Source organism: Actinacidiphila oryziradicis (assembly GCF_005047355.1).
In the GTDB taxonomy this organism is placed as follows: Bacteria; Actinomycetota; Actinomycetes; order Streptomycetales; family Streptomycetaceae; genus Actinacidiphila; species Actinacidiphila oryziradicis.
The window spans coordinates 71,006-89,820 of the sequence record NZ_SUMC01000030.1 but is presented as its reverse complement, the minus strand read 5'-3'; the positions used below and the strand labels follow the sequence as shown (position 1 = coordinate 89,820).

Sequence of the window (18,815 nt, the reverse complement as noted above, 5' to 3'; positions counted from 1 at the left end):
ACAAAGGCACCCGCACCGACAGAATTCACCGTAATAGGTGAGGCGCCGACCCGCGAGTGGACGCACGATCGGGTGACCGGGGGTGCGAGGTGGCTGAAACGGGTGAAGGACCACCCGCCACGGATGGCGCCGCAAAAAGCGCTACAGAAGGCGCTGAAGGCGCTACGGAAGAGGCCGCGAGGCGGGGCGAAGCGAGGGCGAGGGCGGGCTACGAAACGACAGCCGGAGCGAGCGGCCAGCTCATCCGGATGAGGCCGCCGTTCTCGTTCGCGATGACCTCGAGGTCGTCCACCAGGCCGCTGATCACAGCCAGACCCATCTCGCTCTCCTCCTCGGAATCCTCGGAGAGCTGCGCGGAAGAAGGCTCGGGGTGGGACGCGGGCTCATCCGCGCGCGCCGGCACTCCATCGGCGTCGCCGGGCGCGGCGCGGCCGGGGATCTCGTCGCCGACCTCGATGGAGAACTTCTTCTCCTCGTCGGTCAGCACCACCCGCACGGGCCGGTCAAGACCGCCGGCCCGGTGCAGACCGACAGCCCGGCTGCACGCCTCGCCCACAGCGAGCCGGACCTCATCGAGGACGGCCTCGTCCACCCCTGCTCTGCGAGCTACCGCAGCCGCCACCAGACGTGCAGTGCGGACGTGCTCCGGCAGTGCGCTGAAGAGCAGTTCTACGGTGGGCATGGCCTCCCCCTCGTGCCTGTGGGCGGGCGTCACCGGGACCCGGGCCGCATACGAGCCCGGTGCCCCGCGTCTTGCAAAGGCGACCGTCAGTCCGTCGCCGCGACGGCCTCATCGACCGTCTGGTGAATCGGAAACACCTTGGTCAGTCCGGTGATCCGGAAAATCTTCAGAATGCGCTCCTGGTTGCACACCAGGCGCAGCGAGCCTTCATGCGCACGCACCCGCTTGAGCCCGCCGACGAGCACTCCCAGCCCGGTGGAGTCGAGGAAGTCCACGCCTTCCATATCCACGACCAGGTGGTAGCTGCCGTCGTTCACGAGTTCGACCAGCTGCTCTCGCAGCTTGGGCGCGGTATACACATCAATCTCACCACCGACCTCGACGACCGTACGGTCACCAACGGTTCGGGTCGACAGGGACAGGTCCACGGATCCTCCAGCACCTTGCATCGAGCGGTCGCCCCCCATGGATCGGCAGCCGCGTTGGCATTCAATCACCTACAGGCGGCTGAGTACGACGCCTTACGACGATTGTCCGTCGGGCCAGTGACACACTGAGTGCCGATGGCCCACGATCACCTTCCGCAGTCGGCGCACGGCCGCCAATCCCCCCGCGTCCTTCTCGAGCGGCTCGCCACGGGGGCAGGCAGAGCCGCGCGCATTACCCATACGGAGCACTTGCCCGCACAAGCCGGTCACCATGCCGATTGGCCTGATCAGATCCGCCCCGAGGTGATCGAAGCGGTCCGGGCAGCCGGCATCGAGCGCCCCTGGCAGCACCAGGCGCGCGTCGCGTCACACGCTATCGCGGGTACCTCCGTCGTGGTCGCCACCGGCACCGCGTCCGGCAAGTCGCTGGCATATCTCGTCCCGGTCCTGAGCGCCCTCCTGGACGGCTCCGAGGCGCCCAACGGCCGTGGGGCCACCGCGCTCTACCTGGCCCCCACAAAGGCCCTCGCAGCCGATCAGCGCCGTGCCGTGGCCGCGCTCGCCGCGGCTCCGTCGCTGGGAAGAACCGCGATCCGCCCCGCGGTCTACGACGGCGACACGCCCGTCGAGGAGCGCGAATGGGTCCGCCAGCACGCCACCTACGTCCTCACCAACCCCGACATGCTGCACCGGGGCATCCTCCCCGCCCACCCCCGCTGGGGCTCCTTCCTGCGCCAACTGCGCTATGTCGTGATCGACGAGTGCCACACCTACCGCGGCGTCTTCGGCTCGCACGTCGCGCAGGTCCTGCGCAGGCTGCGCAGGATCTGCGCCCGCTACGGCGCCGACCCCGTCTTCCTCCTCGCCTCCGCGACCGCCGCCGAGCCCGCCGAGGCGGCCACCCGCCTCACCGGCGTCCCCGTCACCGAAGTGACCGAAGACACCTCACCCCGCGGCGAAGTCGTCTTCGCCCTCTGGGAGCCCCCGCTCACCGAACTCAGCGGCGAGCACGGCGCCCCCGTCCGCCGTACCGCCACCGCGGAAACCGCCGACCTCCTCACCGACCTGGTGATCCAGGGCACCCGTACCGTCGCCTTCGTACGCTCCCGCCGCGCCGCTGAACTGATCGCCCTCATCGCCCAGGAACGCCTTGCCGGCGTGTCACGGGACCTCCCCCGGCGTGTCGCCGCCTATCGCGGCGGCTACCTGCCCGAGGAGCGCCGCGCCATCGAGCGCGATCTGCACTCCGGGCGCCTCCTCGGCCTCGCCTCCACCACCGCCCTGGAGCTCGGTGTCGACGTCTCCGGCCTCGACGCCGTCCTGCTGGCCGGCTATCCCGGCACCCGCGCCTCCCTCTGGCAGCAGGCGGGCCGGGCCGGGCGGGCGGGGCAGGGCGCACTGGCCGTCCTCATAGCCCGTGACGACCCCCTCGACACCTATCTCGTCCACCACCCGGAAGCCCTCTTCCAACGCCCCGTCGAATCCACCGTCCTCGACCCCGACAACCCCTACGTCCTCGCCCCGCACCTCTGCGCGGCCGCCGCCGAGCTCCCCCTGACCGACGCCGACATCAAGCTCTTCGGCCCCGCCGCAGCCGATCTCCTCCCCCAGTTGGAAGGCCGTGGCCTGCTCCGCCGCCGCGCCACCGGCTGGTACTGGACCCGTCGCGAACGCGCCGCCGACCTCACCGACATCCGCGGCGAAGGCGGCACCCCCGTCCAGATCGTCGAGGCCGCCACCGGGCGCCTCCTGGGCACCGTCGACGCCTCCGCCGCCCACACCACCGTCCACGACGGCGCGGTCCACCTCCACCAGGGCCACACCTATCTCGTCCGCAGCCTCGACCTGGACGACTCCGTCGCGCTCGTGGAGCAGGCCGACCCGCCCTACTCCACGATGGCCCGCGACACCACGACGATCTCCGTCCTCGACACCGACCTCGAAGAGCCCTGGGGCGACTCCCGCCTCCACTTCGGCTCCGTCGAGGTCACCCACCAGGTCGTCTCCTTCCTCCGCCGGAAACTCATCACCGGCGAGGTCCTCGGTGAGACCAAACTCACCCTCCCCCCACGCACCTTGCGCACCCGCGCCGTCTGGTGGACCGTCACCAGCGCCCAGCTCGACGCCGCCGCCGTCCATCCCGAGGAGCTCCCCGGCGCTCTCCACGCCGCCGAGCACGCCTCCATCGGCCTCCTCCCGCTCTTCGCCACCTGCGACCGCTGGGACATCGGCGGGGTCTCCATCCCACTCCACCCCGACACCGGCCTCCCCACCGTCTTCGTCTACGACGGCCACCCCGGCGGCGCCGGATTCGCGGAGCGCGCCTTCCACACCGCCCGCACCTGGCTCACCGCGACCCGCGAGGCAATCGCCTCCTGCGAATGCGATTTCGGGTGCCCCTCCTGCGTCCAGTCCCCCAAATGCGGCAATGGCAACGACCCCCTGGACAAAGCCGCCGCCGTCCGCCTCCTCGACTCCCTTCTCGCCCCCAGCGACGGCTGAACCTCCCGTGCCTGCCAGCCCTGCCCTGCGCCGGGCCGACGGGGCTGGGCGGTGGCGCCATCGTCCGGCAGGCACCGGCCCGCCCCGCCTGCGGCGGAACCGGTCTGCCGGCGTCAGCTCCTCCCGATGGCGGTGCGGTCCCGCCTCATGGGCGGGCGAAGCGGGATGGGGGGGAGAGCTCGCCCGGCGGTGGGTCGACCTGAGAGCCTGTCGGGTGACCTTCGATCGGAAAGCGGACGCGGTCTGGTGCGTGCGATTCCAAGGCGCCGGCATGTCCTCGATGGGGTCCCCCCTGCTCGAGCGAAGCCGAGAGCTTGGGGGAGGAGCTACTAGGGCATTTCGGCAACGCGGGAAGCGTGCGTGCCAGGGCGTGGCCGCCCGATCAGAAGTCACCCGACAGGCCCTGAGGCGGCCCGGCCCGGGAGCGGGCGTGGGCGGGGCCGACGGCGGCGGTGACGTCCGCGATTTCACCGAGGACGGAGCAGCGCAGGAGCCGGGCGCCCTGGGCGGCGGCGACGCGCGCGGCCAACGAGCAGGCCTGGGACTGCCCGAGCAGCGCGTGGTCGGCGGCAGCGAGGGCGGCCAGATCGGCGGCGCCGCCGGCGCGGTGGCGGGCCGCGATGGCGTGGCCCATGGCGAGGAGGGCACCCACGACGACGCACAGCACCACGCCTACCAGCGCCGTCCAAACGGTGGCGGACCCACGGTCGGAGGTCATGGCGCCGCGCCGGCGACGGAGTCCTCGGCCAGCGCCGCCGCGTCCGCGCGGAGGGTGACCGCCAGGGGGCCTGGGGGCCGCGCTGTGACGCGTACCCGCACGATGTCCCCGGCGCGTTCCAGCGCGACCACCGCTCCAGGCGGGGCGGCCGACCGGGCTGCGGCCAGGACGGCCGCGTCGGACTCGGAGCGGGCAGCGGCTCTGGCCCCGGCGCGGGCGGCGTCGACGCACCGGATTTGCGCGGCGGCCGCCATCAGCCCCCAAAGAAGCATGACCGCGAAGAGCGCCAGTGATGGGATCACAACCGCCGCCTCAGCGGTGACGTAGCCCTTCTCAGAACGCCACATCGAGCGCCCTCCCGATCAGCCCGGTGAGTTTCGAGTTCACCGCGCCGCTCGTCACGATCTTGTAGAGCACCGCGGCGAACCCGCATGCCGCCAGAGTGCCGACCGCGTATTCAGCCGTGGTCATACCGGCGTCACGCCCTGCGCTCAGCGCACGCAGCGAACGCAGTCGCTTGATCATTTTCCGCATCACGAGAATCCCCCTCAGTTCGATCCGCCGGCGAGGATCGTCCCCGCCAGCCCCATCACCACCGGCGCCACCCCGACCAGCAGGAAGGCCGGCAGGAAGCACAGCCCCAGCGGGGCGGTGGCCAGCACCCCGGCCCGCCGCGCCCGGGCGAGAGCCACGCGCCCCCGTTCCGTCCGGTACGAGGCGGCGAGCCGCGACACTTCATCGACCGGCGGTACACCGGTCGTGCAGGCGCGCTCCATGCAGCGCCCCAGGTCGTACGGGCCGAACCGGCCCCAGCACCGCGCGGGGTCGCCGCCCAGCCGCAGCTCCGCGGCGATGCGGGTGAGCGCCTCGCCGAGCGGTCCGCTCAGCGAACGCCCGACCGCGTCCGCCGCCTCGCGCGGCCCGGCGCCAGAGGCGAGGCACGCGGCCATGAGGTCCGCGGCGAGCGGGAGTTGCCGGGCGGCTTCGCGCAGCGGGTCCGGGCCGGGCCGGGGCAGGAGCCGGCGGCGCCATATGCCGTACGCGGCAGCCGCCCCGGTCAGACACCCGGCGACGCCGCCAACCAGCACAGCGACACCCAGCGCGACACCGGCGACCGGCACCCAGCCACGGACCGCCCCGAAACGGTCCCGGAGCGCGCTCGCCCTCGACGGCCCGCGCACGACGCCGAACAGTGCCCGCAGCCGCCGCCGGGCGGACCGTTCGCGCCGCACGGCCACCACGGCGCCGACGACACAGACCGCCAGCGCGCCGGCCCCGACGGCCATCCCCAGGCTGTGGACAAACTCGCCGTTCATGACGCGCCCTCTTCCGCCGAGCGCACGATCCGTGCCGTCCAGGCGAGCCCGGCCCACTCCAGCAGGCCGCCGGCCACCAGACACCCCACCCCTGCCGGGGTGCCCAGCAGCACCCGCAGTGGATCGGCCCCCATTCCGGTGCCGAGCACCACACCGAACACCGGGAGCAGCGCCAGCATCACCGCGGTGGAGCGTGGGCCGGCCAACTGGGCCCGCAGATCCTCCCGTTGGTCGTGCTCGGCGCGCAGCGCCGCCGCGATCCGGTCCAGCCCGTCGGCGAGACCGGCCCCGCCGTCGACAGCGACCTGCCAGCAAGCGGCTGCTCCGGCGAGCCCTTCCGCGCCCGGCGACCGGGCAGCCTCCCGCAGCGCGGCCGGGATGTCACCGCCGAAGCGGGCCGCGGCCAGCAGCAAGGTCGCGGACTCCGCCAGATCGGGGCAGTCGGGCCAGCCGGCGCGCTCGACGGCCCCGGCCAGTGCGGCGTGGGGCGGGCGCCCGGCCCGCAGCTCGCCGGCCAGGGAGCCGCAGAGATCGCCCACCGACGCCGCCCGCCGCTCCACGGCCGCCTGCTGCTCCCGACCGCGCAGCCAGCTCCCGACCAGCGGCACCGCAGCCGCCCCGCCCAGGGCCGGCAGCACCGAGTGCGCCGGCACCGCGATGACCAGGCCCACGGGTACGCAAAGGCTTTCGCGCCCCAGCCGCCACCCGAACCGGGCCCGTAGCGATCCCCAGAACGCCCCCAGCGCCCCCAGCGCGGGCCCCCTGGACAGGGGGCCGCCAGGGCCCCCGCCGTCCCCGAGAAGCAGCCGTGCGCGGCGCAGTGCTTCGTCACGCCCGCACATGGCCCAGGCGGCCGCTCCGGCGCACAGGGTCGCGGCCCACACCGGCACCGCCCCCAGGCCGGGGTGCCCGTTCACCGCGGCCTCCCGGCAGCGGTGCCGGCCGGGGAAACCGCCTGGACAGCCTGGGCCGCCCGGCCCCGTTCGCACAGGGCGGCCAATCGTGCCCATCCCGGGCCGCGTTCGGTGCCCGCGAGGGCGGGGAGGGTCGTCACAAGGCCGTCCCTGCCACGCTCCAGGACGTGGATCTCGGCGACGCGACGCCGCCCGGAGCGATCGCGGACGAGGTGTACGACCACGGAGAGCGCGGCGGCCAACTGGCTGTGCAGCGCGGCCCGGTCGAGCCCGGCGGTGGAGCCGAGCGCTTCCAGCCGGGCCGGGACGTCGGACGCGGCATTGGCGTGCACGGTGCCGCAGCCGCCTTCGTGCCCGGTGTTCAGCGCCGCCAGCAGGTCAAGCACCTCGGGCCCGCGCACTTCACCCACCACCAGCCGGTCGGGGCGCATCCGCAGGGCCTGCCGGACCAGATCCCGGAGGGTGACCTGACCGATGCCCTCCTGGTTGGCAGGGCGGGTCTCCAGTCGGACCACATGCGGGTGGCGGGGCCGCAGCTCCGCCGAGTCCTCGGCGAGGACGATCCGTTCGTCCGGCTCGACGAGACCGAGCAGGCAGCTCAGCAGAGTGGTCTTGCCGGACCCGGTGCCGCCGCTCACGAGGAACGACAGCCTGGCGTCGAGCACGGCCCGCAGCAGCCGGGCGGTGCCGGCGTCCATGCTGCCCGCCGCAATGAGCTCCTCCAGGGTGAACGCCCGGGTGCGTACGACTCGCAGCGACAGGCACGGCCCGCCTACGACGACCGGTGGCAGCACCGCGTGGAGCCGTGTCCCGTCGGGGAGCCGGGCGTCCACCCAGGGGCGGGCATCGTCCAGCCGCCGCCCGGCAGCCGTGGCCAGCCGTTGGGCGAGTCGCCGCACGGCAGCGGCGTCGGCGAAGCCGACATCCGCGCGCTCCAGCCCCGAGCCGCGGTCGACCCACACCTCCTGCGGCCCGTTCACCAACACGTCGGTGACGTCCGGTGCGGCAAGCAGCGGCTCCAGGGGGCCGGCCCCCACCATCTCCGACCGCAGGGCGGTGACGACCCCGAGGATCTCGGTGTCCCCCAGCAGCCGTCCTTGCGCCCGCAGTGCGGCGGCGACCCCACCCGGGGTGGCATCGTCACCCGCGGCTGCGAGCCGCAGCCGTACGGCATCCAGCAGCGCGGCATGCTCCTCGGCGTCACGCTCGCGCAGCTCCCGGCGCCGGGGCGCGGTGTCGGCGGTGCTCACGCGGCCACGCTCCCGCCGCTGGGCAGGGCCTCGGCCAGGAAGGCGGAGCAGAAGCGGGCCAGGGGTCCGCGAGGGCTGGAGCCGGGGGGTTCGCCACTGTCCTGGGCCTCCAGAAGGCCGGGTTCGGGCGGCAGCTCGCCTGCCAGCCGCAGCCCTACGAGCCTGGCGATCTCCTCGTCGTCGAGGCCGGAGCCGAACGGTCCCCGGGCGACGACCCGCAGGTCCCGCAGAACCATGCTCATCCGGGAGGCGACCCGCCCGGCTGCGGCGACCGCCCGCAGCTCGGCGGGCACGACGAGTAGCCCCACGTCGACCTGGGCCAGTGCCTCGGTGACGGCCTCGTCCATCCGGCGGGGCAGGTCGACCACGACGATCCCACCGCGCCGTCGGGCGGCGCCCAGGACGGAGCGCATCGTCTGCGGAGGGATGACGACGGCGTCGCTGCGGTCCCAGCTGAGGACGGAGAGCGCGTGGGTGCGGGGCAGGGACTCCTCCAGGGCTCCGCTGTTGACCCGGCCCCGGGAGTCCGCGAGGTCGGGCCAGCGCAGGCCGCCCGTCTGTTCGGCGCCGAGCAGGATGTCGAGGCCGCCGCCGAGGGGGTCGCCGTCGACGAGCATCGTGCGGCAGCCGCCGCGCGCGGCGGTGACGGCGAGTGCGCAGGCGAGGGTGCTGGCGCCGGCGCCGCCACGGCCGCCGATGACGCCGACCGTCACGGCAGGTTCGCCGACGGCCTCCGCGGCGTCGGCGATCCGGTCGGCGAGCCAGGCTTCGGCGTCGGGCAGGAAAAGCACATGGTCGGCGCCGATCGCGACGGCCCGGCGCCATACGTCGGGGTCGTCGAGATCGCGCCCGATGAGCAGTACGCCGCCACGCCGGGCTTCGCCGCTGACTCGTCGGGTGGCTTCGGCTCCGACCAGCACCAGCGGTGCGGTTTCCCAGCTGCCCGCTCTCGGTGGCGCCGTGAACGCCACCTCCGGTTCGGCGCCGGCCGCGGCGCAAAGTCGCAGCAGATCGTCGAGGAGCGCGTCGTCCTCGGTGATGATCAGTGTCCGGCCCGGCCCGTCTGCGGCGGTCGGCCTCCGGCCGGGCGTGATGGATTCAGCCACGGTCCCATCCCCCTCGTTCGTCCCGTGTGCGGCGGTGGCACCGCTTGTGCACCGCCTGTGGACAGGATGGACCGAGTGGGCGATTCTGGATGATCTTGGTCTGAAACTGTGGATAACCTCGCTGTTGTGGATAACTCCATCACCCGTATGGGCTAATCCGGAAAAACAACGCAACGATTACGCACCGTCACGCGTCGTACTCACTGCCAGAGGCGGGGAGCAACGGGGAAACGGAGGGAAGTGGAATGGCCCACCCCTGATGCCGCCGCGAAAACGCATCTGGACATGCGACGACCCCCGCCGGGGGGGAGAGCGGGGGTCGTCCCCACAGTCCGACTCGGGGGGGGAGGAGCCAGACCGGGTTAGCACGGTCGCGAACGATCCGTGACTTCCATGGTGTACCCGAAGGCCTTCTCAGGCAAACCCACGCGCAGCAGCTTACGCCGAATGGTGGGTCCCTATGCTCGTCCTCGTGGAAAACCACCTCTTCCCGCGGACCGCAGCCTTCTTCGATCTCGACAAGACAGTGATCGCCAAGTCGAGCACCCTCGCCTTCAGCAGGTCGTTCTACCAGGTCGGCCTGATCAACCGACGGGCCGTGCTGCGTACGGCATACGCCCAGTTCGTATACCTCGTCGGCGGGGCGGACCACGACCAGATGGAGGGAATGCGCAAGTACCTCTCCGAGCTCTGCCGTGGCTGGAATGTGCAGCAGGTGCGCGAGATCGTGGCGGAGACGCTGCACGACCTCATCGACCCGATCATCTACGACGAGGCCGCCTCGCTCATCGAGGAGCACCACCTGGCCGGCCGCGACGTGGTCATCGTGAGCGCGTCCGGCGCCGAGGTCGTCGAACCCATCGGCGAGATGCTCGGCGCCGACCATGTGATCGCGACCCGGATGATCGCCAAGGACGGCCAGTACACCGGTGAGATCGAGCACTACGTCTACGGGCCGGCCAAGGCCGAGGCGATCGCCTCCCTCGCCGAGTCCGAGGGGTACGACCTGGAGCGTTGCTTCGCGTACAGCGACTCGGTGACGGACATCCCGATGCTCGAGGCGGTGGGTCACCCGTATGCCGTCAACCCGGACCGCGCACTGCGGCGCGAGGCGGTGGCCCGCGAGTGGCCGGTACTCACCTTCAACCGCCCCGTACGGCTGCACCAGCGGATCGGATCACTGTCGATGCCGCCGCGTCCGGTGCTCGCGATGGCCGCGGTCGGCGCGGCGGCGGCCACCGCCGGATTGGTCTGGTACGCGGCGCGGCGCCGCAGGCCCGTATTGTCCTGACTGATGGCAAAAGGAAAAGAAATGCAACGAAGGCTTCCGATCACGTCGTCATCGCTGTAGAAATGAATTAGCGGCCCGCGAGACCACGGACATCCGAGAGGAACCCCGTCGAATCAAGGCCCCACGGACCGAGCATGAAAGTCGGGCACCCACGCGACGCAGACCCGCTGACCGGGCCAGCCGCATCAGGTGACGGGCGAAGTTCCCGACCTGTTGGGCAAATATCGTGCACGCACTGGTAACCCTGCGGACATGTCAGCGGCGGCACCCCAAGGTGCCGCCGCAACTCTGTCCGGACAGGTCAAGCGGCCGGCTTACGCGGCCCCGCGCTGGAGCGCCTCGCAGACCGCCACGCTCTCGCGCACCCCGAGCCCGAGCGCCTCGCCGCAGTGCGCGATCCACCCGGCCATACCCTCCGGCGTCCCGGACACATAGCCCTCGAGCGCCTTGAGATATCCGGCCCGCCCCAGTTCGGCGTGCCCGACCTCCGCGGGGCAGATCGACTTCGGGTCGAGGCCGCTGCCGACCAGGACGATCCGCTGGGCCGCGCGCGCCACCGCCCCGTTGAACGAGCCGAAGGGCCGCAGCGCCAGCAGTTCGCCGTGCACCACCGCGCCCACCACCAGCGCCGGTGCCTCACTGCCCGCGAGCAGCAGCCCGGCCAGCCCGTCGAGCCGCGCCATGACCTCCCCGGGTTCCGGCAGCGACAGCTCCGCGAGCCCCACGAGGGGTTCGTCGACCTTCTCGCCGACCAGCCTCGGCCGGCCCACCATCTCGTCCGGCACCGCCCCGCCGGCCGCGACCAGGTGCAGCCGGGCCAGCGCCTGTACCGGCGACTGACGCCAGACGCCGAGCAGCTGGCCGGCCTCGGCGGTCAGCCGCAGTGCCGCGCCGACCTGAAGGGCCGAGCCATCGGTGGACGTGGTCGCCGAGAAGTCACTGCGGCGACGCACCTCCTCCAACGGCCAGTCGGCCCCGGAGAGCGCCGCGGAGGCGCGCGCCCCGCGCAGCGCCGCCTCGGACGCCACCTCGTCGGAGCGGCGACGCATCACCCGGTGCCCGTAGACCCGGTCCACGGCCTGCCGTACGGAGTCCACCGACTCGGCGACGCCCGGGAGCGAGCCGAGGACAGCGAGCGGATCAGCAGCTGGCGTACTCATGAGTGCGACCCTACGCATACGGCCCGGCCGCCCGGCCGGCCAGGTCCTGTCCGGCGGGTCACAGGCGGACGGCACCGCCCCCTGACGGGTGAATCCGGAGCCATCTCGTCGGTCTCGCGCCGAGGAGCCGCTACCCTTACTGAACATGAAGATCGCTTTCGTCGGGAAGGGTGGCAGCGGCAAAACGACGCTGTCTTCTCTCTTCATCCGCCACCTCGCCGCAGCTCGCGTCCCCGTTGTCGCGGTCGACGCCGATATCAACCAGCACCTCGGCCCCGCCCTCGGCCTCGACGAGGAAGAGGCCGCCACGCTCCCCGCCATGGGCGCGCACCTCCCGGAGATCAAGGAGTACCTCCGCGGCGCCAACCCGCGGATCTCCTCCGCCGAGACGATGATCAAGACCACCCCGCCCGGCCACGGCTCGCGCCTGCTGCGGGTCGTCGAGGAGAACCCGGTCTACACCGCCTGCGCCCGCGCCGTTCCGCTCGACGAGGGCACGGCGCGGCTGATGGTGACGGGACCGTTCAGTGAGACCGACCTGGGGGTGGCCTGCTACCACTCAAAGGTCGGCGCCGTCGAGCTCTGCCTGAACCACCTGGTCGACGGTCGCGGCGAATACGTAGTGGTCGACATGACGGCCGGGAGCGACTCCTTCGCTTCTGGGATGTTCACCCGTTTCGACATGACCTTCCTGGTCGCCGAGCCGACCCGCAAGGGAATCGCCGTCTACCGCCAGTACAAGGAGTACGCCCGCGACTTCGGGGTCGCCCTCAAGGTGGTCGGCAACAAGGTGCAGGGCCCGGACGATCTGGACTTCCTCCGCGCCGAGGTCGGCGACGACCTGCTGGTCACGGTGGGCCACTCGGACTGGGTGCGGGCGATGGAGAAGGGCCGGCCGCCGCGCTTCGAGCGGTTGGAGGAGTCGAACCTGCGTGCGCTGCGGACGATGCACGTGGCCGCCGACGCGTCGTACGAGCGCCGCGACTGGGAGCGCTACACCCGCCAGATGGTGCACTTCCACCTGAAGAACGCGGAGAGCTGGGGCAACGAGCGGACCGGCGCCGACCTCGCCTCGCAGGTCGACCCCTCCTTCACCCTCGCCGAAGACCGGGAAGAACGGACAGCCGAGACACTCACCCGGTAAAGCAGCCGCCCGGCACAGCACCTGCGGGTGAAGCATTCGCAGGACTGAAGCGATCACTCGATCGGGCTAATTTGAGGCTCGTACGGGCCTTCGACCTCCCGCTCCTCCACACCTGTGCATTACTCTCCATTTACCGAGCCTTGAGAGTGACGATGCAATCACACACCGTCATCTCTCGAGGTCTTGGTGGCAAACCCCGCCGCACAGCCGTGACCACGACCGCGCACGCGCACCCGCGCCGCCCGCAGCCGCGCCGCCCCGGAGGAGACGGGACCTATGCACACCACTCTGACCAGGACCGACAGCGCCCACTGGCGCCGAGATCTGTCCGCCTCGATCACTGTGTTCCTGATCGCCGTCCCACTGTCGCTCGGCATCGCGCTCGCCACCGGCGCACCGCTACAGGCCGGGCTCGTCGCCGCAGCCGTCGGCGGCATCGTCGCCGGACTGCTCGGCGGCGCCCCACTACAGGTCAGCGGGGCGGCGACCAGCCTTGTCGTCGTCACCGCGGCCCTGGTGCAGCGCTATGGATGGCAGGCCACCTGCGCCATCACCGTGCTCGCCGGGATCGCCCAACTCATCCTCGGCACCATGCAGGTGGCCCGGGCCGCGCTCGCCCTCGGCCCGGCGATAGTGCACGGCATGCTCGCCGGTGTCGGGGTCACCATCGCCATCGCCCAGCTGCATGTCGTCCTCGGCGGCAGCCCGGACAGCTCGGCGCTCGCCAACATCGCTGCCCTGCCTGCCCAGCTGGGCTCCTTCAACCCGGCCACGATGATGGTCGGCGCGATCACTGTCGCCGTACTGGCGGGGTGGCCGCAGCTGCCCGGACGGACCGGAAAAGCACTGCGCACGCTCCCGGCACCGCTGGCCGCCGTGGCCGCCGCCACCGCGGCGGGCGCTGCCATCACCCTTCCCCGCGTCGACCTCCCGGCCTGGAACTCCCTGGTACTGCCCGGGATTCCGGACGGCCCGGTGCTCGGCACCATCGCCGCCGTTCTCACCGTCACCCTCGTCGCGAGCATGGAGTCGCTGCTGTCGGCCGTCGCGGTCGACAAGCTGCGGGCCCAGCGCGGCGGCCCCGGCGACAACACAGCCCGGGCCGGGCTGAACCGGGAGTTGCTGGGCCAGGGTGCCTCCAATGTGGTCTCCGGGCTGCTCGGCGGGCTGCCTGTGGCCGGGGGGGCGATCCGCGGCTCGGCGAATGTCAGAGCCGGGGCGGCGACCCGTCGCGCCGCGGTGCTGCACGGGGTGTGGGTGGTGCTGTGCGCCGGATTGCTCGCCGAAGTCCTCAACCTGGTCCCGCTGGCCGCGCTCGCCGCCCTGGTAATGGTCGTCGGGGTGAAGATGGTGAGCTTCGCGCACATCAAGCATGTCCAGCGACACCGCGAATTCCCCGTGTACGCGGCCACTCTCGGCACGGTCGTCGTCTTCGGGGTGCTGCAGGGGGTGGCGGCCGGCATCGCCGTCTCGGTCTACCTCTCGCTGCGCCGGCTCACCCATACCCGTATCACCGTCACCGAGGATGCGGGCGTCCACCGAGTGCATGTGCGGGGGCAGTTGACCTTCCTGGCCGTGCCGAGACTCGCCCGGGCATTCGCCCAGGTGCCAGAAGGGACCAGTGCGGTGGTGGAGCTTGACGGCTCCTTCATCGACCACGCGGCGTACGAGGCACTGCAGTCCTGGTGCGACGGCCACCGGGCGCGCGGCGGCTGGGCCACCCTCGGCGACCGCTCCGGCGGGACCGTCTCGGAGCCCGCCAGTGCCCATGCCTGCCGCCCCTGGACACCCTGGCGCAATCATCACTGCACCAAGCCGAGCAACACGGCGAGTACCGCCACCGGCAGGGCCGCGGGACAGCTCGTCGGCGGTCTGAGCGCCTTCCAGCGCAATACCGCCCCCCTGGTGCGGGCCGAGCTGGCCAGGCTCGCCCGCGAGGGCCAGCGTCCCAGCCAGCTCTTCCTCACCTGCGCCGACTCCCGGCTGGTCACCAGCATGATCACCTCCAGCGGTCCGGGCGACCTCTTCACCGTCCGCAATGTAGGCAACCTGATGCCGCCCCCCGGCAACGACGCCTCCTGCGACTCGGTCGCCGCCGCCATCGAGTACGCGGTGGAGGTGCTGGAGGTCAGCTCCATCACCGTCTGCGGCCACTCCGGCTGCGGCGCGATGCAGGCGCTGCTCGGCGCGACCCACGAGCCGGGCGCACAGACCCCGCTGGCCCGCTGGCTGAGGCACGGCCGCCCCTCGCTCGCCAGGATGCAGCGCATCGGACGGCTCGGGCGTGGCGAAGTCGCCCTCGCCGACCGGCCGGTCGCCGACGACCTGGAGCGACTCTCCCTCGTCAATGTCATGCAGCAGCTTGATCACCTGATGGCGCACGTCTGCGTCGCCCGGCGTGTCGCCGAGGGCTCGCTGCAGCTGCACGGCATGTACTTCCATGTCGCCGAGGCTCAGGCGTACGTCCTCAACCGGGCCGCCAGCACATTTGCTGCGGTGCGGCCGGAGATTCAGGAGGTGCTCGACCCGGTGTGAACGACCGGCTGGTGCCGTGCTCCTTCGCAGGTCTAAACCATTGTCGCTGGATGCCCCTTGTCAGCCAGTCCCGGGACTGGTGAGCTAGGGCAGGGCCCTTGGGTCCGGGACACATCGGTACATCGGCGAAGGAGCACGGCGTGAGCAACGAGAGCCTGGCCAACCTGTTGAAGGAGGAGCGCAGGTTCGCTCCGCCGGCCGAGCTGGCGGCAGCCGCCAATGTGACGGCGGAAGCGTATGAGCAGGCGAAGACGGACCGGCTGGGCTTCTGGGCCGCCCAGGCCCGCCGACTGAGCTGGGCGGTGGAGCCGACCGAGACGCTGGACTGGTCGAACCCGCCGTTCGCCAAGTGGTTCGCCGACGGCCGGCTGAATGTGGCGTACAACTGCGTCGATCGTCATGTCGAGGCCGGCCATGGCGACCGGGTCGCCATCCATTTCGAGGGCGAGCCCGGCGACAGCCGCGCGATCACCTACGCCGAGCTCAAGGACGAGGTCTCGCGCGCCGCCAACGCCCTCATCGAACTGGGCGTCGGCGTCGGCGACCGGGTCGCGATCTATCTGCCGATGATCCCCGAGGCGGCGGTGGCGATGCTGGCCTGCGCCCGTATCGGCGCGGCCCACTCGGTGGTCTTCGGCGGCTTCTCGGCCGAGGCCGTCGCCTCCCGTATCCAGGACGCCGACGCCAAGCTTGTCATCACCTCCGACGGCGGCTACCGGCGCGGCAAGCCCGCCGCCCTCAAGCCTGCCATCGACGAGGCCGTCGCCAAGTGCCCGCAGGTCGAGCATGTCCTCGTCGTGCGCCGTACGGGCCAGGAGACCGCCTTCGACGAGGGCCGCGACGTGTGGTGGCACGACGTGGTCGGCCGCCAGTCCGCCGAGCACACCCCCGAGGCCTTCGAGGCAGAGCACCCGCTGTTCATCCTCTATACCTCCGGCACCACGGGTAAGCCCAAGGGCATCCTGCACACCTCCGGCGGCTACCTCACCCAGGCGAGCTACACCCACCACGCCGTCTTCGACCTCAAGCCCGAGTCCGACGTCTACTGGTGCACCGCCGACATCGGCTGGGTCACCGGCCACTCCTACATCGTCTACGGCCCGCTCTCCAATGGCGCGACGCAGGTGATGTACGAGGGCACCCCCGACACCCCGCACCAGGGCCGCTTCTGGGAGATCATCCAGAAATACGGCGTCAGCCTCCTCTACACCGCTCCCACCGCCATCCGCACCTTCATGAAGTGGGGCGATGACATCCCCGCGAAGTTCGACCTGTCGTCGCTGCGGATCCTGGGCTCGGTCGGCGAGCCGATCAACCCCGAGGCCTGGATCTGGTACCGGGAGCACATCGGCGCCGGCCGCACCCCCATCGTCGACACCTGGTGGCAGACCGAGACGGGCGCGATGATGATCAGCCCGCTGCCCGGCGTCACCGAGACCAAGCCCGGCTCCGCGCAGCGCGCCCTGCCCGGCATCGCCGCCACCGTCGTCGACGACGAGGCCAACGAGGTGCCCAACGGCTCCGGCGGCTACCTCGTCCTCACCGAGCCCTGGCCGTCCATGCTCCGCACCATCTGGGGCGACGACCAGCGCTACATCGACACCTACTGGTCCCGCTTCGAGGGCCGCTACTTCGCCGGTGACGGCGCCAAGAAGGACGAGGACGGCGACATCTGGCTGCTCGGCCGGGTCGATGACGTCATGCTCGTCTCCGGCCACAACATCTCGACGACGGAGGTCGAGTCGGCCCTCGTATCCCACCCGAAGGTCGCCGAATCAGCGGTCGTCGGCGCCGCCGACGCCACCACCGGCCAGGCCATCGTCGCCTTCGTCATCCTCCGCGGCAGCGCCGCCGACAGCGACACCCTCGCGGAGGAGCTGCGCGCACACGTCACCAAGGTCCTCGGCCCGATCGCCAAGCCGAAGCGGATCCTGATGGTGGCCGAGCTGCCCAAGACCCGTTCCGGCAAGATCATGCGCCGGCTGCTCCGCGATGTCGCCGAGAACCGGGAGCTGGGCGATGTCACGACCCTGACGGATTCGACGGTGATGGATCTGATCCAGAACCAGCTCCCGACGGCCGGCAGCGAGGACTAGAAGCTCGCCCCCAGGCCCCCGCCCCTGGACGCACCCCCAGTCATGGCGCTCGAACGCCGGGCGGCCCGAAAATCAGGCCGTCCGGCGTAACGGCACTACGATCGCGTCAGGAGGTCAGGTGCGCCGGGAAGTCTGGTCGGCAACATGATCATTCATGTCCGCCGACCGGAGGCCAGCCCCGATGACCGCGCCCAGCCGCCGTTCCGTCTTCCTCGGACGCATGCCGCTTCCGGAGCGGAATTTCGTCGCTGACGCGCTGCGCACCGAGACCACCGGCGGTGTGCTGCTCCTCGCCGCCGCCGTCACCGCACTGATCTGGGCGAACAGCCCGTTGCGCGACTCCTACGGCTCCGTCGTCGGCCATCGTTTCGGCCCCGCGGCCCTCCACCTGGATCTGTCGCTCAGCGACTGGGCCGCCGACGGCCTGCTCGCCATCTTCTTCTTCGTCGCCGGCATCGAGCTCAAGCGCGAGCTCGTCGCGGGCGAGCTGCGCTCCCCCGAGGCCGCCGCGCTGCCGGTCGTCGCCGCCGTCTGTGGCATGGCGGTGCCCGCCGCCGTCTACGCCGTCGTGAACGCCTCCGGTGGCGGCGCGATGGGCGGCTGGGCGGTGCCGACCGCCACCGACATCGCCTTCGCGCTCGCCGTTCTCGCGGTCATCGGCACCTCACTGCCGTCCTCGCTGCGCGCCTTCCTGCTCACCCTCGCCGTCGTGGACGACCTCCTCGCGATCCTGATCATCGCGGTCTTCTTCACCTCGGACATCGACTTGGCCGCGCTCGGCCTCGCCGCCGTCGGGCTGGCGGTCTTCTGGGCGCTGCTCCGCGCGGGAGTGAGGGGCTGGTACGTCTACGTCCCGCTCGCCGTCGTCAACTGGGCCCTGGTGCATGCCAGCGGAGTGCACGCCACCATCGCGGGCGTCGCGATGGGCCTGATGCTGCGCTGCGTCAGGCGCGAGGGCGAGGAGCACTCCCCCGGCGAGCGCGTCGAACACCTGGTACGGCCTGTCTCCGCAGGCCTGGCCGTGCCGCTGTTCGCGCTCTTCTCCGCCGGCGTCGCGGTCTCCGGCGGCGTGCTCGCCGATGTCTTCGCCAGGCCGGAGACGCTCGGGGTCGTCCTGGGGCTGCTCGTCGGCAAGGCGGTCGGCGTATTCGGCGGCACCTGGCTGACCGCCCGCTTCACCCGGGCGGAGCTCAACCCAGAGCTGGCCTGGGCCGATGTCCTCGCCGTCGCCTCACTGGCGGGTATCGGCTTCACCGTGTCGCTGCTGATCGGGGAACTGGCCTTCGCCGGGGACCCCGCGCTGACCGAGGAGGTGAAAGCCGCGGTGCTCGTCGGCTCACTGCTGTCGGCTGTGCTCGCCTCCGTACTGCTGAAGCTGCGCAACAACAGATACCGGGCGATGTGCGCGGAGGAGGAGCGGGACGAGGATCTCGACGGCATCCCGGACGTCTACGAGCAGGGCAACCCGGCGTACCACCTGAGGATGGCCACGATCCACGAGGCGAAGGCCGCCGAGCACCGGCGGCTCGCGGAAGCAGCCCGCGCCGGTAGCGGTGACGGGGAGGGGGAGGGCGACGGGGAGGGCGACGGGGAGCGCCGTTGACCCGGGCGGCTCCCCCGAAACGATTCGCACCGGGGGCGGCGACACGGCCGGGTCAGGCATGATCGGGGGT

At 71.7% G+C, this 18,815-nt stretch carries 16 protein-coding genes; 6 read left to right on the top strand and 10 right to left on the bottom strand.

The features are described from left to right. Nucleotides 1–208: 208 nt before the first annotated feature. Both FCI23_RS27915 and bldG read right to left on the bottom strand, forming a co-directional pair. Nucleotides 209–682, bottom strand: coding sequence for an ATP-binding protein (locus FCI23_RS27915; RefSeq protein WP_136726705.1), 474 nt, complete (start codon nucleotides 680–682; stop codon nucleotides 209–211). Between the two features lie 86 nt (nucleotides 683–768). Further along, nucleotides 769–1,110, bottom strand: coding sequence for an anti-sigma factor antagonist BldG (bldG, locus tag FCI23_RS27910; protein WP_136726704.1), 342 nt, complete (start codon nucleotides 1,108–1,110; stop codon nucleotides 769–771). Nucleotides 1,111–1,245: 135 nt separating this feature from the next. Between bldG and FCI23_RS27905 the strand changes: the two genes are divergently transcribed. After that, nucleotides 1,246–3,612 carry a DEAD/DEAH box helicase gene (locus tag FCI23_RS27905; RefSeq protein WP_136726703.1) on the top strand — a complete coding sequence of 789 codons (2,367 nt, stop codon included), beginning with the start codon at nucleotides 1,246–1,248 and terminating at the stop codon, nucleotides 3,610–3,612. 382 nt (nucleotides 3,613–3,994) lie between these two features. Here the strand turns inward: FCI23_RS27905 and FCI23_RS27900 are convergent, their stop codons facing one another. The 7 genes from FCI23_RS27900 to ssd form a co-directional block, all read right to left on the bottom strand. Next, complete coding sequence (locus FCI23_RS27900; RefSeq protein ID WP_136726702.1) at nucleotides 3,995–4,330, bottom strand: Rv3654c family TadE-like protein; 336 nt, start codon at nucleotides 4,328–4,330, stop codon at nucleotides 3,995–3,997. Continuing rightward, entirely contained in the window at nucleotides 4,327–4,677 is a 351-nt protein-coding gene (locus tag FCI23_RS27895; protein WP_136726701.1) for a TadE family type IV pilus minor pilin, read from the bottom strand. Before FCI23_RS27895 ends, FCI23_RS27900 begins: the two co-directional genes overlap by 4 nt. Beyond that, nucleotides 4,664–4,864 (bottom strand): DUF4244 domain-containing protein, encoded by a 201-nt coding sequence (locus FCI23_RS27890; protein WP_136726700.1) that lies wholly within the window; start codon nucleotides 4,862–4,864, stop codon nucleotides 4,664–4,666. The genes FCI23_RS27895 and FCI23_RS27890 overlap by 14 nt, the downstream gene beginning before the upstream one ends. Before the next feature lie 14 nt (nucleotides 4,865–4,878). After that, nucleotides 4,879–5,646, bottom strand: coding sequence for a type II secretion system F family protein (locus FCI23_RS27885; protein WP_136726699.1), 768 nt, complete (start codon nucleotides 5,644–5,646; stop codon nucleotides 4,879–4,881). Continuing rightward, the gene (locus tag FCI23_RS27880; protein ID WP_246144087.1) at nucleotides 5,643–6,488 is read right to left on the bottom strand and encodes a type II secretion system F family protein; all 846 of its coding nucleotides are present in this window, start codon (nucleotides 6,486–6,488) and stop codon (nucleotides 5,643–5,645) included. Before FCI23_RS27880 ends, FCI23_RS27885 begins: the two co-directional genes overlap by 4 nt. 71 nt (nucleotides 6,489–6,559) lie before the next feature. Next, complete coding sequence (locus FCI23_RS27875) at nucleotides 6,560–7,741, bottom strand: TadA family conjugal transfer-associated ATPase (RefSeq protein WP_136726724.1); 1,182 nt, start codon at nucleotides 7,739–7,741, stop codon at nucleotides 6,560–6,562. 65 nt (nucleotides 7,742–7,806) lie between these two features. Next, nucleotides 7,807–8,916, bottom strand: coding sequence for a septum site-determining protein Ssd (ssd, locus tag FCI23_RS27870; RefSeq protein WP_136726697.1), 1,110 nt, complete (start codon nucleotides 8,914–8,916; stop codon nucleotides 7,807–7,809). 460 nt (nucleotides 8,917–9,376) lie between these two features. Between ssd and FCI23_RS27865 the strand changes: the two genes are divergently transcribed. Then, nucleotides 9,377–10,207, top strand: a complete 831-nt coding sequence (locus FCI23_RS27865; protein ID WP_136726696.1) for an HAD family hydrolase — start codon at nucleotides 9,377–9,379, stop codon at nucleotides 10,205–10,207. A 314-nt stretch (nucleotides 10,208–10,521) separates the two neighbouring features. Here FCI23_RS27865 and FCI23_RS27860 read toward each other — a convergent pair whose 3' ends face one another. After that, the gene (locus FCI23_RS27860; RefSeq protein WP_211265495.1) at nucleotides 10,522–11,367 is read right to left on the bottom strand and encodes a Fic family protein; all 846 of its coding nucleotides are present in this window, start codon (nucleotides 11,365–11,367) and stop codon (nucleotides 10,522–10,524) included. A gap of 145 nt (nucleotides 11,368–11,512) precedes the next feature. On the opposite strand from FCI23_RS27860, the gene FCI23_RS27855 reads away from it, so the two are divergent. The 4 genes from FCI23_RS27855 (at nucleotide 11,513) to nhaA (ending at nucleotide 18,745) form a co-directional block, all read left to right on the top strand. Next, nucleotides 11,513–12,511 (top strand): ATP-binding protein, encoded by a 999-nt coding sequence (locus FCI23_RS27855; RefSeq protein ID WP_136726694.1) that lies wholly within the window; start codon nucleotides 11,513–11,515, stop codon nucleotides 12,509–12,511. Between the two features lie 276 nt (nucleotides 12,512–12,787). Next, nucleotides 12,788–15,046: a bifunctional SulP family inorganic anion transporter/carbonic anhydrase gene (locus FCI23_RS27850; RefSeq protein WP_136726693.1), complete on the top strand. Its 2,259-nt coding sequence runs from the start codon at nucleotides 12,788–12,790 to the stop codon at nucleotides 15,044–15,046. Nucleotides 15,047–15,186: 140 nt separating this feature from the next. Beyond that, entirely contained in the window at nucleotides 15,187–17,142 is a 1,956-nt protein-coding gene (gene acs / locus FCI23_RS27845) for an acetate--CoA ligase (protein WP_136726692.1), read from the top strand. Between the two features lie 181 nt (nucleotides 17,143–17,323). Next, complete coding sequence (nhaA, locus tag FCI23_RS27840) at nucleotides 17,324–18,745, top strand: Na+/H+ antiporter NhaA (RefSeq protein WP_136726691.1); 1,422 nt, start codon at nucleotides 17,324–17,326, stop codon at nucleotides 18,743–18,745. Nucleotides 18,746–18,815 lie beyond the last annotated feature (70 nt).

Bases quoted from the DNA above. Each gene is read 5' to 3' on its own strand.
- FCI23_RS27855 (WP_136726694.1), top strand. From the start codon at position 11,513: ATGAAGATCGCTTTCGTCGGGAAGGGTGGCAGCGGCAAAACGACGCTG.
- FCI23_RS27880 (WP_246144087.1), bottom strand. From the start codon at position 6,488: ATGTGCGGGCGTGACGAAGCACTGCGCCGCGCACGGCTGCTTCTCGGG.
- FCI23_RS27895 (WP_136726701.1), bottom strand. From the start codon at position 4,677: ATGTGGCGTTCTGAGAAGGGCTACGTCACCGCTGAGGCGGCGGTTGTG.
- FCI23_RS27860 (WP_211265495.1), bottom strand. From the start codon at position 11,367: ATGAGTACGCCAGCTGCTGATCCGCTCGCTGTCCTCGGCTCGCTCCCG.
- FCI23_RS27885 (WP_136726699.1), bottom strand. From the start codon at position 5,646: ATGAACGGCGAGTTTGTCCACAGCCTGGGGATGGCCGTCGGGGCCGGC.
- FCI23_RS27915 (WP_136726705.1), bottom strand. From the start codon at position 682: ATGCCCACCGTAGAACTGCTCTTCAGCGCACTGCCGGAGCACGTCCGC.
- FCI23_RS27850 (WP_136726693.1), top strand. From the start codon at position 12,788: ATGCACACCACTCTGACCAGGACCGACAGCGCCCACTGGCGCCGAGAT.
- FCI23_RS27900 (WP_136726702.1), bottom strand. From the start codon at position 4,330: ATGACCTCCGACCGTGGGTCCGCCACCGTTTGGACGGCGCTGGTAGGC.
- nhaA (WP_136726691.1), top strand. From the start codon at position 17,324: ATGACCGCGCCCAGCCGCCGTTCCGTCTTCCTCGGACGCATGCCGCTT.
- FCI23_RS27905 (WP_136726703.1), top strand. From the start codon at position 1,246: ATGGCCCACGATCACCTTCCGCAGTCGGCGCACGGCCGCCAATCCCCC.
- FCI23_RS27865 (WP_136726696.1), top strand. From the start codon at position 9,377: ATGCTCGTCCTCGTGGAAAACCACCTCTTCCCGCGGACCGCAGCCTTC.
- FCI23_RS27890 (WP_136726700.1), bottom strand. From the start codon at position 4,864: ATGCGGAAAATGATCAAGCGACTGCGTTCGCTGCGTGCGCTGAGCGCA.